General features: G+C 57.6%; 16 protein-coding genes. 3 read left to right on the top strand and 13 right to left on the bottom strand.

What is annotated here, in order from left to right:
* Window positions 1-7: 7 nt before the first annotated feature.
* From coxB to G364_RS0108815, 4 genes are all read right to left on the bottom strand, one after another.
* Window positions 8-1,129 (bottom strand): cytochrome c oxidase subunit II, encoded by a 1,122-nt coding sequence (gene coxB / locus G364_RS0108830; RefSeq protein WP_245541400.1) that lies wholly within the window; start codon window positions 1,127-1,129, stop codon window positions 8-10.
* 208 nt (window positions 1,130-1,337) lie between these two features.
* A complete protein-coding gene (gene lexA / locus G364_RS0108825; RefSeq protein WP_026344800.1) occupies window positions 1,338-1,952 on the bottom strand; it encodes a transcriptional repressor LexA in 615 nt (204 codons plus the stop codon).
* 232 nt (window positions 1,953-2,184) lie between these two features.
* Window positions 2,185-3,057, bottom strand: a complete 873-nt coding sequence (gene ubiA / locus G364_RS0108820; RefSeq protein WP_019934782.1) for a 4-hydroxybenzoate octaprenyltransferase — start codon at window positions 3,055-3,057, stop codon at window positions 2,185-2,187.
* A complete protein-coding gene (locus tag G364_RS0108815) occupies window positions 3,054-3,629 on the bottom strand; it encodes a chorismate--pyruvate lyase family protein (RefSeq protein WP_019934781.1) in 576 nt (191 codons plus the stop codon). Before G364_RS0108815 ends, ubiA begins: the two co-directional genes overlap by 4 nt.
* Window positions 3,630-3,720: 91 nt before the next feature.
* On the opposite strand from G364_RS0108815, the gene G364_RS0108810 reads away from it, so the two are divergent.
* On the top strand, window positions 3,721-4,122 hold the full coding sequence (locus tag G364_RS0108810) for a flagellar basal body-associated FliL family protein (RefSeq protein ID WP_019934780.1): 402 nt from the start codon (window positions 3,721-3,723) through the stop codon (window positions 4,120-4,122).
* On the opposite strand, the gene glpG is transcribed toward G364_RS0108810, so the two are convergent.
* The 7 genes from glpG to G364_RS0108775 all read right to left on the bottom strand — a co-directional run bounded on the left by glpG (window position 4,103) and on the right by G364_RS0108775 (window position 10,140).
* Window positions 4,103-4,948 (bottom strand): rhomboid family intramembrane serine protease GlpG, encoded by an 846-nt coding sequence (gene glpG / locus G364_RS0108805; RefSeq protein ID WP_019934779.1) that lies wholly within the window; start codon window positions 4,946-4,948, stop codon window positions 4,103-4,105. The two genes, G364_RS0108810 and glpG, sit on opposite strands and share 20 nt — an antisense overlap.
* Window positions 4,945-5,265: a thiosulfate sulfurtransferase GlpE gene (gene glpE, locus G364_RS0108800; RefSeq protein WP_019934778.1), complete on the bottom strand. Its 321-nt coding sequence runs from the start codon at window positions 5,263-5,265 to the stop codon at window positions 4,945-4,947. The genes glpG and glpE overlap by 4 nt, the downstream gene beginning before the upstream one ends.
* Before the next feature lie 45 nt (window positions 5,266-5,310).
* Window positions 5,311-6,015: an ABC transporter ATP-binding protein gene (locus G364_RS0108795; RefSeq protein WP_019934777.1), complete on the bottom strand. Its 705-nt coding sequence runs from the start codon at window positions 6,013-6,015 to the stop codon at window positions 5,311-5,313.
* Window positions 6,015-6,779, bottom strand: coding sequence for a high-affinity branched-chain amino acid ABC transporter ATP-binding protein LivG (livG, locus tag G364_RS0108790; RefSeq protein ID WP_019934776.1), 765 nt, complete (start codon window positions 6,777-6,779; stop codon window positions 6,015-6,017). Before livG ends, G364_RS0108795 begins: the two co-directional genes overlap by 1 nt.
* Window positions 6,776-8,017 carry a high-affinity branched-chain amino acid ABC transporter permease LivM gene (locus G364_RS0108785; RefSeq protein ID WP_019934775.1) on the bottom strand — a complete coding sequence of 414 codons (1,242 nt, stop codon included), beginning with the start codon at window positions 8,015-8,017 and terminating at the stop codon, window positions 6,776-6,778. Before G364_RS0108785 ends, livG begins: the two co-directional genes overlap by 4 nt.
* Window positions 8,014-8,937, bottom strand: a complete 924-nt coding sequence (gene livH / locus G364_RS0108780; RefSeq protein WP_019934774.1) for a high-affinity branched-chain amino acid ABC transporter permease LivH — start codon at window positions 8,935-8,937, stop codon at window positions 8,014-8,016. The genes G364_RS0108785 and livH overlap by 4 nt, the downstream gene beginning before the upstream one ends.
* An 87-nt stretch (window positions 8,938-9,024) precedes the next feature.
* Window positions 9,025-10,140 carry a branched-chain amino acid ABC transporter substrate-binding protein gene (locus G364_RS0108775; RefSeq protein ID WP_019934773.1) on the bottom strand — a complete coding sequence of 372 codons (1,116 nt, stop codon included), beginning with the start codon at window positions 10,138-10,140 and terminating at the stop codon, window positions 9,025-9,027.
* Window positions 10,141-10,282: 142 nt separating this feature from the next.
* On the opposite strand from G364_RS0108775, the gene G364_RS0108770 reads away from it, so the two are divergent.
* Window positions 10,283-10,528 carry a Rho-binding antiterminator gene (locus tag G364_RS0108770; RefSeq protein ID WP_019934772.1) on the top strand — a complete coding sequence of 82 codons (246 nt, stop codon included), beginning with the start codon at window positions 10,283-10,285 and terminating at the stop codon, window positions 10,526-10,528.
* On the opposite strand, the gene G364_RS0108765 is transcribed toward G364_RS0108770, so the two are convergent.
* The gene (locus tag G364_RS0108765; protein ID WP_019934771.1) at window positions 10,525-11,328 is read right to left on the bottom strand and encodes a hypothetical protein; all 804 of its coding nucleotides are present in this window, start codon (window positions 11,326-11,328) and stop codon (window positions 10,525-10,527) included. The genes G364_RS0108770 and G364_RS0108765 overlap by 4 nt on opposite strands.
* A gap of 344 nt (window positions 11,329-11,672) precedes the next feature.
* Here G364_RS0108765 and G364_RS0108755 point away from each other — a divergent pair, with 344 nt between their 5' ends.
* On the top strand, window positions 11,673-12,029 hold the full coding sequence (locus G364_RS0108755) for a hypothetical protein (RefSeq protein ID WP_019934769.1): 357 nt from the start codon (window positions 11,673-11,675) through the stop codon (window positions 12,027-12,029).
* 65 nt (window positions 12,030-12,094) lie between these two features.
* On the opposite strand, the gene G364_RS0108750 is transcribed toward G364_RS0108755, so the two are convergent.
* Window positions 12,095-12,706, bottom strand: a complete 612-nt coding sequence (locus tag G364_RS0108750) for a DUF1826 domain-containing protein (protein ID WP_019934768.1) — start codon at window positions 12,704-12,706, stop codon at window positions 12,095-12,097.
* Window positions 12,707-12,731: the final 25 nt, after the last annotated feature.

Below are 12,731 nucleotides of genomic sequence, written 5' to 3'. Positions count from 1 at the left end.
CTGCCCCCTATTGTCCCTGCCGGGCCTGATCAATGTCTTTGGGCTGCACCGAATCACCGGTATCGTTGCCCCAGGCGTTACGTTCATAGGTAATGACTGCCGCCAGCTCTTTCAGCGTCAGCTGTTTGTCAAAGCTCTGCATGGCAGAGCCTGACTTGCCGTGTACCACTATATCTATGTGCGCAGCGCGGTCATTCAGCACCAGCTCACTGCCCTTCAGTGCCGGAAACACACCGGGCAGACCGTTACCATCGGGCTGATGGCAGGCAGCGCAGGCTTTCTTGTATACCTGCTCACCCAGGGTCATTAATTCTTCCATGCTCATTTCCATGTCCAGCAGCTTCTGCTCGGCAGCTTTGGCGTCTGCCTGCTCGGTTTTTAGCTGAGCCAGCCAGCCGTCAAATTCTTCCGGCGCGCGGGCGTCCACCACTATGGGCATAAAGCCGTGATCCTTGCCGCACAGCTCGGCGCACTGGCCGCGATAAAGGCCTGGCTCATTGATACGGGTCCAGGCTTCGTTAATAAAACCGGGCACAGCGTCTTTTTTTACTGCAAAAGCCGGCATCCACCAGGAGTGGATCACGTCGTCGGAGGTAATAAGAAAACGCACCTTGCGATCCGTGGGCAGCACCAGGGGCTGATCCACTTCCAGCAGGTAGTTTTCGCCCTTGTTGAGTTGTCCCTGAATCTGCTCGGGCATGGTGGCCAGCAGGCTGTAGAACTCGACGCCTTCATTAAAATATTTGTAGTGCCATTTCCATTGGGAGCCAGTGATTTGCACGGTGAGATCCGACTCGGACGCATCTTCCATGGCCACCAGGGTTTTAGTGGCGGGCACTGCCATGGCGATAAGAATAACGAAGGGAATAAGGGTCCAGAGAATTTCGACCCTGGTGCTTTCGTGAAACTGGGCCGCCTGAGCCCCTTTGGATTTGCGGTGATGGATCATGGCCCAGAACATAATGCCGAACACCACCAGGCCAATAACGGCACAAATGGCCAGAATGGTCATGTGCAGCCCGTATACCTGCTGGCTGATATCGGTGACCCCTTCGGTCATGTTAAGGCGTGTTTGCGCTTGTGCAGGCATAACGGCCAGTAATGGCCACAGCAGCAGAATAGGCTTCACGTGCACCCCCAATCGTTTCATCCTGTAAACCGGAGTACTCGGCGGTTTTACCCAAATGACTACATGCTTCCATTCGGTGTTTTAAGTAAAGCAGCAGTTAAGGAAATGTAAAATGTAAAAGCGGGGATTGGGGATTGGGGATTGGGGATTGGGGATTGGGGATTGGCAGGCCATGATGAGACAGCGGCCTGCCGAATCAAGAAGCGGCTCAGAAGTCGCCGTTGCGAATCACGCCTACGGCCAGGCCTTCAATAATCAGTTCCTGAGTGCGCAGATCTACTTCAATGGGTGAGAGCTCTTCGTTTTCGGGCAACAGGCTGACCTTGTTGCCCTTGCGCTGAAAGCGCTTTACCGTGACTTCGTCGTCGAGGCGGGCGACCACTACCTGACCGTTGCGGGCTTCCTGCACCTTGTGCACCGCCAGCAGATCGCCGTCCATAATGCCGATGTTTTTCATGCTCATACCCTGCACCCGCAGCAGAAAGTCGGCCGACGGATGAAACAGGCCCGGGTCGAGCTGATAGTGGCTTTCTATGTGTTGCTGCGCCAGTATGGGTTCGCCGGCGGCCACCCGGCCAATCAGCGGCAGGCCCGGCTCTTGTTCTGCTTCTTCACCGGCGAGACGAATGCCCCGTGACGTACCGGGCATCATTTCAATCACGCCCTTTTTGGCCAGGGCCTTGAGGTGTTCTTCGGCGGCATTGGCAGACTTGAACCCCAGCACCTTGGCAATTTCCACCCGGGTGGGTGGCATGCCGGTTTGCTGAATATGATCCTTGATGATGTCCAGCACCTGAGACTGGCGGGGAGTTAGGGCTTTCATGATGAGACCTGTCTGTTTATACAGTTAACTGTCAGTATATCCAGTAATCAGCACAGAGCAAGCCCCAAAGCCTCACCCGTCTGCAGGCATGGTGAAGGTCGAATAAAGAGGCAACTTCCCGACACGCTTCAGGTACCTCCCTGTAACGCTCGGCAAATACCATCCTTGGTATTTGATCGGTCGTGAAGCCGCTCCCTTTATCCTCCCTGTTCAGCCTTGGCTATCCGCCTGGTTACCACAGTGCCAGTACCAGGCCGGCGAAGATGGCCATGCCGGCGTGGTTGTTGTTAAGAAAGGCTCGAAAGCAGGGCATGCGCTCCCGGTCGCGGATAAGCCGTTGCTGATACACAAACAGGCCGGCGGCCACCAGCAAGCCCCAGTAAAAGGCCGCGCCCAGTTCAAAAGTCCGGCCGGCAGCTACCAGCAGCAGAAGGGTGGCCAGCTGCAGCAGACCCACCATGAGTTTGTCGTGCCGGCCAAACAGAATGGCGGTGGATTTGACGCCAATCTTGAGGTCGTCGTCTCTGTCTACCATGGCATACATGGTGTCGTAGGCAATGGTCCAGGTGAGGTTGGCGGCAAACAGCAACCAGAGCCCGGCGGGCAGCTCATTGCTGGCGGCGGTAAAGGCCATGGGAATGGCCCAGGAAAAAGCAATGCCCAGAAACAGCTGGGGCAGATGGGTGTAGCGCTTCATAAAGGGATAGAGCGCCGCCCAGAACAAGCCTGCAAAGGCCAGCCCTATGGTAAACAGGTTGGTGGTGAGCACCAGCACAAAGGAAATGCCCACCAGCAGAGCAAAAAAGCTCAAGGCCTGGCGCTCGGTCAGCTCTCCCGAAGGCAGCGGCCGGGCATGAGTGCGTTTTACATGGCCGTCGATATGCCGGTCGGCATAGTCGTTGATCACACAGCCGGCAGAGCGCATGGAAAACACGCCTGCCACAAACACTACCAGCAGCCAGAGTGAGGGCATGCCTTCGGCGGCTATCCACAGCGCCCACAGAGTGGGCCACAGCAGCAGCAGGGTGCCGATGGGCTTGTCGAGACGGGCCAGCGCCATATAGGCGCGCCAGCGCGGGCGGGAAGAAGACGTCAGGGTGGTCATACTAAATCCTGATAAGGGGCCGAATTCGGCAAAAACAGTTCGGTTACCAGCACGCTGGCCTGGCCTGTGCTGAGGGCGGAGCGACGGGCCCAGGGCATGGTGGCCGGCTCGGTGGCGGCCAGCCCCGCATGTGCAGCCAGCTGCTGATACTGGGTTGGGGTCAGGCCGGTCAGTTCAAAAGGCGTGCGGGTCAGATCCGGCGCTTCAAACATCAGCTCGCCCAGTGCCTTGCTGCCCAGACCGGACAAGGCCGGCAGCGCCGCCTGAGTGGCCGGAGAATACAGCGAAGTAGCATACACCCAGGGAATATTATCGCAGCACAGCAGCACTTCCCGGCAGTAGCCCTGTTCGGCCTGCAGCAATTCGGCCTGCGCCGGCATCAGTGGTCTTAATACGCCATCTGCCAACACCTTGACGTGAAACTGCTGGCAATGTTGTCTTAGCCTTCGGGTCAGCGAGCCCGGCTCATGCAGCCAGCTTTGCAGCACCGGAGACGCCGGTGGCAGCTGGCCCCAGTGCCAGTCACTGTCTATGCTGGACGTCGTGTTTGTTTCTTGGAATAACAAAGACATAAAAACTCATTGGGTCCTGCCTGGCCGTTTAACTTGACCGCACCGGCAAAAGTTTAAACAATGCCCGCTCGATTCCTTATCGGAGACTCATATGTTTCGGTTTGCTGCCTTTTGCTTGCTGCTGGCCGCCTCGGCCACCCTCAGTGCACAGGAACAACCGGCGGAGCCCGCCGGGCCAATATATTACACCATGACGCCGGACATTATTACCAACTACCAGAACTCCGAGCAAAACCTGGGCTATGTGAGAGTGGCAGTGGATTTGATGCTGGAGCGGCCGGAGCAGCTGCCGCTGGTGGAGAATAATATGCCGCTGCTGCGGGATGCCCTCAATGATCTGCTGGCAGAGAAAAACCGGCAGGAAATACGCTCCCTGCCGGCCCGCACCGAGCTAGCCAGTGAAGGCCGGCAACGGCTGAATGAACTGCTGCTGAAAGAAACCGGCGAGACCCCGGTGCGGCGAGTGCTGTTTACTACCTTTCTCTACCAGTAAGGCCGCGTCTGTTATCCAGCCAGGCCTGCAGCAGGCCAATCACGGCACCGCCCAGGTGGGCCATATTGGCCACCGGGGTGCCGAGCATATCGGCAAAGCCCAGCACCAGCCAGACAACCATAAACACCGCCATGCCATCGGGCAGGCCAATGCCTCTGGCAGGGTTAAGCCGGCCACTGAGCCAGACATAGGCCAGCAGGGCGTATACCACTCCCGACAGGCCGCCAAAGCGTGGGCCGCTTTCCCAGAACTGCAGCACATTGGGCAATACGGCTGCCACCAGCAGCAGAGTAAGCAGCTTGCCACTGCCCAGCCGGCGTTCCACCATGCCGCCCAGATACCACCACCAGAACAGGTTAAACACCAGATGCATCAGGGAAAAGTGCATCAGCGCCGGCGTAAAGCCGCGCCAGAACTGGGCTCCGAGCAGGTCACTCAGCTGAGCGGGAAAAGACAGCACGCCAAACATGGGCAAACCCAGCCAGCTCAGGCCATAAATGGCCAGGCAGGCCAGTAATACCAGCAAATTAACCGGTCCGGTCTGGCGCAACACATCACCGAGCAGACCCCGCTGCGGGCCATCGGCAAAGTGCACCTGGCTGTCTCCCCGCTTCCAGGATGCTTCCTGATAGCGCGGATGCAGCGGCTCGGTCAGAAAGCGTTTTACTTCCCGGTGCGCCTCTTCATAGCGGGTTTCATCCACCAGCCAGATATGGACATTGCCGCTGTCGTCCTGGGTCAGCTCACAATGCAGGCCGGCTTCGCCCAGATAATCCACAAAGGCCTGCGCCCGGCGCGGATCATCCAGCACCAGCAGCGCTTTCACGAGGCTTCAACCACGGCCTGACTGCGCCGCCAGGCTTCAAAGCCGCCATCCAGGCTATACACTTCTTCAAAGCCCTGATTAATAAGGTACTGAGCAGCCCCCTGGCTGCTGATGCCGTGATAGCACATCACTATCACCGGGGTCTCGTAATCTACCTCGTTGGTAAAGCTCACCAGGCTGTCGTTGGTCAGGTGAAAAGCACCCTCGGCATGGGCCAGAGCAAACGACTGGGGATCACGAATATCCACCAGCCGGGCCCGGCCTTCGCTCAGCATGGTGTGCGCTTCATCCACCGAGATGTGGGCAAACTGTTCCATAAATTCCTCCTCAAGAATACGACGGCCAGTGTACCCAATTCGGCCTCAGCCGCCCAGATAGGCGTTACGTACCCGCTCGTTGGCCAACAGCGCAGTGCCGGTGTCAGCCAGCACCACACGACCGTTTTCCAGCACATAGCCCCGATCCGCCAGCTTCAGCGCCTGATTGGCGTTCTGCTCCACCAGAAAAATGGTCATGCCCTTTTCATCCCGCAACTGAGCGATGGTGTCAAAAATCTGATTAATAATAATGGGGGCCAGTCCCAGCGACGGCTCATCCAGCAGCAGCAACCTGGGCTTGCTCATCAGCGCCCGGCCAATGGCCAGCATCTGCTGCTCCCCGCCCGACATGGTGCCGGCCCGCTGCTGCCGGCGCTCCTTGAGCCGCGGAAACATGGCAAACACCTCGGCCATCAGGCCGGCATGCTCGCGCTTATCTACAAAAAAACCGCCCATATGCAGATTTTCTTCCACCGTCAGCCGGGCAAAAATACGCCGCCCTTCCGGCACGATGGCAATATCCCGGCGCATAATGGCGGCGGTGTCGAGGCCGGTTAAGTCCTGCTGCTCATACATCACCCTGCCCTTGCTGGGCTTGGGATCACCACAAATGCTCATCATCAGGGTGGTTTTGCCCGCCCCGTTGGCTCCGATAAGGGTCACGATTTCGCCCTGTTCAATATGCACTGTCACGTCTTCCAGGGCCTGAATCTTGCCGTAGTGGGCGCAAATATTATCAACATGCAGCATCAGGTTTCTCCCAGATAGGCCTTGATCACATCAGGATGATTGCGCACCGCTTCCGGGTTGCCGTCGGCCAGCGGCCGGCCCTGATTCACCACATAGATATGGTCGGAGATATCCATCACCAGTTTCATGTCGTGCTCTATCAGCAACACGCTCACGCCTTCATTGGTGCGCAGATCCTGAATAAGCCGGTTCAGCTCCTGAGTTTCAAAGGGGTTCAGCCCCGCCGCCGGTTCGTCCAGCATCAGCAGGGCCGGCCGTGCCGCCATGCAGCGGGCAATTTCCAGCCGGCGCTGCTGACCATAGGCCAGGTTGCCGGCAGCGCGATTGGCAAATTCGGTCAGATTCACTTTTTCCAGCCAGTAATGAGCCCGCTCCAGCCCTTCCCGCTCGGCCCGGCGAAAGGCCGGGGTTTTCAGCAAGCCCGCAAGAAAGTGCGTATTAAGGTGGGCATGCTGGGCCACCAGCAGGTTTTCCAGTACCGTCATTTCCTTAAACAGGCGTACATGCTGAAAGGTGCGCACCATGCCCAAACGGGCAATTTTATGGCCGGGCAGGCCGGCAATGGCCTGACCGCGAAAGTTCACACTGCCGCCACTGGGCCGGTAAAACCCCGATAAGCAATTGAAGACGGTGGTTTTGCCGGCCCCGTTGGGGCCGATAATGGACACGATTTGCCGCTCCTGCATGGCCAGCGCCACCCCGTCTACCGCCACCAGGCCGCCAAAGCGCATGGTGAGGCCGGCTACATTCAGCAGTTCACTCATGATTTCAGCTCCATATGAGGGCGATGCATGGGCAGCAGGCCTTGCGGCCGCCAGATCATCATCAGCACCATCAGCAGGCCAAACAACAGCATGCGATATTCATTAAATTCCCGGGTCAGCTCGGGCAATATGGTCATGATAATGGCCGCCAGCACCACGCCAATTTGTGAGCCCATGCCCCCCAGCACCACGATGGCAAGAATAATGGCCGACTCGATAAACACGAATGACTCCGGGCTGATAAAGCCCTGCCGGGCGGCAAAAAAGCAGCCCGCAAAGCCGGCAAAAGCGGCTCCTATGGTAAAGGCGCTGAGCTTGATCAGCGTCGGGTTCAGCCCCAGGGAGCGGCAGGCGATTTCGTCTTCCCGCAGCGCCTCCCAGGCCCGGCCGAGCGGCATGCGCAGCAGCCGGTTGATAATAAAGATGGTCAATACCACCAGCACCAGTGCCAGCAGATAAAGAAAAATCACCTTGTAGCCCGAGTTATAGGCAATGCCGAAAAACTCGTGAAAGGTGTTATCGCCCCGGCGCTCGAACTCCAGCCCGAACAAAGTGGGTTTGGGAATACCGGCAATGCCATTGGGGCCGCCGGTAATCTCTGTCATGTTATTGAGCAGAATGCGAATAATCTCGCCAAACCCCAGGGTGACGATGGCCAGATAATCCCCTCGCAACCGCAGCACCGGAAAGCCCAGTAAAAAGCCCGCCAGCGCCGCCAGAGCACCGCCCAGCAGCAGACAGGTCCAGAAATCCAGCCCGAAGTAGGCGTTCAGCAGCGCATAGCTGTAGGCCCCCACCGCGTAAAAGGCGACGTAACCCAGGTCGAGCAGGCCCGCCAGCCCCACCACCACGTTCAGCCCCAGCCCCAGCATCACATAAATCAGTGTGAGGGTGGCCAGATCCACGGCTCCGCGGGAGCCCATAAAAGGCCACACCAGCAGGGCGCCCAGCACCAGCACGGTCACAATGCGATACAGCCAGGGCTGCTCTTCCGGGGCCGGCAGCGCAAAGCTGCCCTTGCGATCCGCCAGATAGCGAAAAGGCTTGCGCCATTGCTCGGCAAACAACTGGGCCACAAACACCAGCCCGGCCCCCAGCGCCAGCCACTGCCAGCTGGCATCCAGCCGGTTGGCCACTATCAGTTGCGTGCCCTCGGTTTCCAGCCGAAAGCCAAGCAGCCAGCCCGCCAGCAGCAGAAACAGACCCGCGGCAATAAAAGCAGGTTTAAGTCGGCTCATACCTTTTCTACCTCCGGTTTGCCCAGAATGCCGGTAGGCATAAACAGCAGCACAAAAATCAGCAGGCCAAAGGACACCACGTCCTTATATTCGGTACTGAAATAAGCGCCGGTCATGGCTTCGGTCACGCCCAGCAGCAGGCCGCCAATCACGGCACCGGGAATGCTGCCAATGCCACCGAGCACGGCGGCGGTAAAGGCCTTGAGCCCGGCAATAAAGCCGATGTAGGGGTTGATGACGCCGTAATAGGAGCCCAGCAACACACCGGCCACCGCCGCCAGCGCGGCACCAATCACAAAAGTGAGCGCGATAATGCTGTTGCTGTTAATGCCCAGCAGGTTGGCCATTTTCAGATCTTCGGCGCAGGCCCGGCAGGCCCGGCCCATGCGCGAGCGGGAAATAAACAGCGACAGCAAGGTCATGGCAATAAAGGTGACCACAAAAATGATCAGCTGCATATAAGACAGACTGGCCTGAAAGCCCTCTCCGCCAAAGCTCCAGCCACCCGGCAACAGCGGCGGAATGGCCACATCCCGGGAGCCCTGGGCCAGACGCATCATGTTCTGCAGAAAAATGGACATGCCGATGGCCGAGATAAGGGCAATCAGCCGTTTGCTGTGGCGCAGCGGCCGGTAGGCCACCCGCTCGATGGAATAACCATAGACGCTGGTAATGATAATGCTCACCAGAAAGGCGGCACACAGCAGCAGCACTGTGCTGTCTATGCCCAACATGGCCAGGGCCGTCATCACCATAAAGGCGGCGTAGGCCCCAATCATGTAAACCTCGCCGTGGGCGAAGTTAATCATGCCGATAATGCCATACACCATGGTGTAGCCGATGGCGATCAGGGCGTAGGTGCTGCCGATGGTCAGACCATTAAGCAGCTGCTGAATAAAATAAAGAAGGGGCTCGGACATACAACCTTTCCTTGTCGTAGCACGATGAGCGCCGTCAATGCAGGCGGAGCAGGCTCCGCCCGTTGACGATGAAATGTCTTACTATGATTAAAGCTGAGTGGAAGAGCCGTCTTTGTGCCACTCGAACACGCCGAACTCAAAGCCCTTGAGATCGCCCTTGTCGTCCCAGGACAGCGGCCCCATCACGGTTTCTACCGGCTCGGCGCGCAGCGCCGTGGCCACGGCTTCCGGATCGGTACCGGCCCGTTTTATGCCCTCGGCAAAGGCCTCAATGGCGGCGTAGGTGGTCCACACAAAGGGGCCGGTGGGATCTTCACCTTTGGCCTGAATGGCGGCCACTATGTCGGCGTTGGCCGGCTCGAGGTCATATTTTTTGGGCAGGGTCACCAGCAGGCCTTCCGAGGCATCACCGGCAATGGAGGTAATATCTTTATGACCGACTCCTTCCGGACCCATAAAGCGGGCGTTGAAGCCTTTTTCAGCAGACTGGCGCAAAATCAGCCCCAGCTCGGGGTGGTAACCGCCGTAATAGACAAAGTCCACCTTGTCTCGCTGCAGTTTGGCAATCAGCGCCGAGAAGTCTTTATCGCCGGAGGTAATGCCCTCATAGGCCACCACATTGGCACCGGCTTCCTTCAGGGCATCGCGCACACTGGAGGCCAGACCTTCACCGTATTGTTTCTTGTCGTGAATAATGGCGATGCGCTCGGGTTTTACCTTGTCTACGATATGACGTGCGGCTGTGGGGCCCTGATCGCTGTCGAGGCCTATGGTGCGCATCACAAACTCAAGATCACGCTCGGTAATGGTGGGGCTGGTGGCCGCCGGCGTAATCATCAGAATGCCTTCGTCGTCATACACATCCGACGCCGGCAGGGTGCTGTCGGAGCACAGATGGCCGGCCACAAACTGAATACCGTCGTTGACAATGCGGTTGGCTACCGCCACCGCCTGCTTGGGATCACAGGCGTCGTCGAACTCCACCGCTTCCAGGGTGTGCTCGCCCAGCTTGCCCGATTTGTTGATAAGCTCCACCGCCATGCGGCCGCCGGTAAACTGCATATCACCATACTGGGCCACCGGACCGGTAATGGGGCCGGCAATGGCAATTTTAATGGTCTCGGCGCTGGCAGCAAAGGCAGCGCCATAACCCAGGGCCGCAAACACTGCCAGTGCGACCGCCTTTTTATTCCTTGTCACCATACGAACATCCTCTATTCGAACAGGGCAGCCGGAACGGCTCCGGCCGTCTTCCACAGTTCTAACCCTTGTACAAAATTAGCACAAGAGGAAAATGCTTCGAATGGGACCAAACCCCCGCCCACTACCACAGGAAAACGCTGCCATGATGAACTGCGATCAACATGATTATCTGGAGATTGCCTGTATGTATCGTTATGAAATCAGGCTGATACTGACCACAGGCGAACAAATTACCGGCATAGCACTGGACACCAGCCGCAATGAACACAAAGAGGAATGCCTGAAGCTGAACACAGGCACGCAGGTGTGCCTGCTGCCGCTGTCGGGCCTGGCCAGCATGAGCGCCACCAGGCCCAATCCGCATTTTCAGCACATTAACTTCAGCTAGGCGGTAATACCCTCGCGGGCGGTGCCCTGACTGGCAAAGCGGCTGCTGTCGTAATACAGCAGGCCATGCCGGCGGGCCAGTGGTGCCAGCCGGCGGGCAATTTGCCGGCCCATGCGCTGGCCGTTGCGGCTGGTGTAACCGGCATCAAACTGCATGGCCGGCGGCGCCGGCAGTGCCTCTGGCATGGCTTCTGCCAGCGGCGGCGACAGCACTTTGCAGATCAGCTCACTGACCACGCGGTTAACTGCCGAGCCCACACCATAGCCCTGCCATTCCGGCAGCAGATACAGGCTGTTCAGGGTCATTTCCAGTGCCGGTGCCGGCCGCTCTGCGGGAATGTCGACGGCAAAGCTCAGCACCCAGTTGCCCACCATGCGCGGCTGTTTCTGTTGATGGTCCAGCAGGGCCACATTACAGCGATAATCCATGCCGAAGTCGTGAATACGCGGTGCCGCATCGGCACCTTGTTCTTGCGGCCGGGTCTCGCCCCAGAACAGGGGTCGGGGCGCATACACATCTTTATGCTCGTGCAGGGCGCTATGGCGAAAACGCTCAAACAGTGGCCTGTGCTCGGGGTGGTGCCAGTCCATCAGCTGTAAAGACAGCCGGTCCAGCCATTCGGGAAATAACCAGGGATAATCGGAAAACTCATCACGCAGCCGGGTGTAATCCAGCAGGTGATTCAGGGTCCAGTGACCACGGCTGAGGTAGCCGGCCTCACGGACAAAGGTGTGCTTGAGGTGTTTGAACAGGGGATAAGTATCGGCGGCCACCCGCCGGCGCTGATGTTGGGCAGGCATTATGTAAACCACCCCTTCTCGCTGTATTCACCGGTAGCCACACACAACAGGGGCCGCGCCGCCAGGCTGATGCCGCCCGGCCGTTCACAATGAGAAAACTGCATAGGCTTTGTCTCCGTTTTTGACACAAAGCAAGGCATTGTAATACATGATGCAATCATGTAAATGCACCCAAAGGAAGAGTACGTTTATTGAGCTAAAGCTTGCTGCTCTTTGCCAATAAAAATTCAACCAAGCTACAAATCAACCTTTATACCCTCAAAAAAAGTGTTAACCTCGCAACCCGCGACAAAAATTGACGCCACTATAACCAAAAACCAACGCTTAACTTCAGGTAAAAAATAATGAAAAAGGCAATATTTGTAGCTTTACTCTCTACCCTTACGCTTTCAGCGTGCTCTATGCGCGTCGCAGATATGACCGTTGGCAGCACGAAGAATTACAACATTAATGCAGCAGAGTTTGTTAAAGGAAAACGGGTAAAAGGTGAAGACACCTATCCGGTAATTATTTTTCCACTGGGCATTCCTAATGTTAAGACAGCCATGGATAAAGCTATCGAAACTGATAAGTGTGCGGTTGGTCTATCTGATGTAGTTATTACTCAGCTGAACCATGCATTCATTTTCGGCTCTATCGGCTTCAGAGTCGAGGGTGACCAAATCATTGACACTACCCAGCCAGGTTGTAATAGAGGCTAATAAAAACTACGACCAGCACTTGGCGGAAGTACAAACTTCATACCTAACTTCCGCCATTATTATTTTCACTCCCCAAAATCCATCGACAGAAACAACCGGCGATAACCGGTGGGCACCGGCGGTGATCGATGCCAAAGACCACAGCCTTCCTGGCCCTGCCAGCCTTCCCCTTTCATCAGCGCCACCTCGCCCGCCGCCAGTTGCTGCCACTGCGCCGGCTCCGCTCCGCCCTGTTCCAGCAGCTGGTTCCGCTGCGGTGTATTCAGCCAGTGAGTGCCCGGGCCGGAATAAGTGCTCACCAGCCTGCAGGGCAACCGGTCGGTATGAAAGCGCGGACACATGGCGGTTTGCAGGCTGGCCAGCCGCACGCCTACCCGTTTCAGCTCAAATAAACAGGCAAACATCTCCGCCAGCTGCTGCACATCCTTTGCCAGCGCCGCCCGGCCCGGCAGATCCGGCAGCTGTTCAGCCAGCGCGCTTGCCACTTGCTGCGGGGGTAACAGCTGCCGCACGCTGACCCGGCTGCTCGCCTGATGCAGCCGGGCGACATAATCCGTTATGTTCGAAGGCAGCGGCCGCTGCCACACCGCCAGATTACAGTCCGGCTGATAGATGCGAGCAAACACGCCGGCTTCGGTGCCGGCAGCTGACACCGGCGACAATTCGGTCATATTCATGTTCAAGGTTCCTTGCTGATACACG

This window comes from Oceanimonas smirnovii ATCC BAA-899, from assembly GCF_000381965.1.
Taxonomy (GTDB): Bacteria; Pseudomonadota; Gammaproteobacteria; order Enterobacterales; family Aeromonadaceae; genus Oceanimonas; species Oceanimonas smirnovii.
Note: the sequence above shows the minus strand (reverse complement) of the source record. Positions and strands in the feature narration are given on the sequence as shown.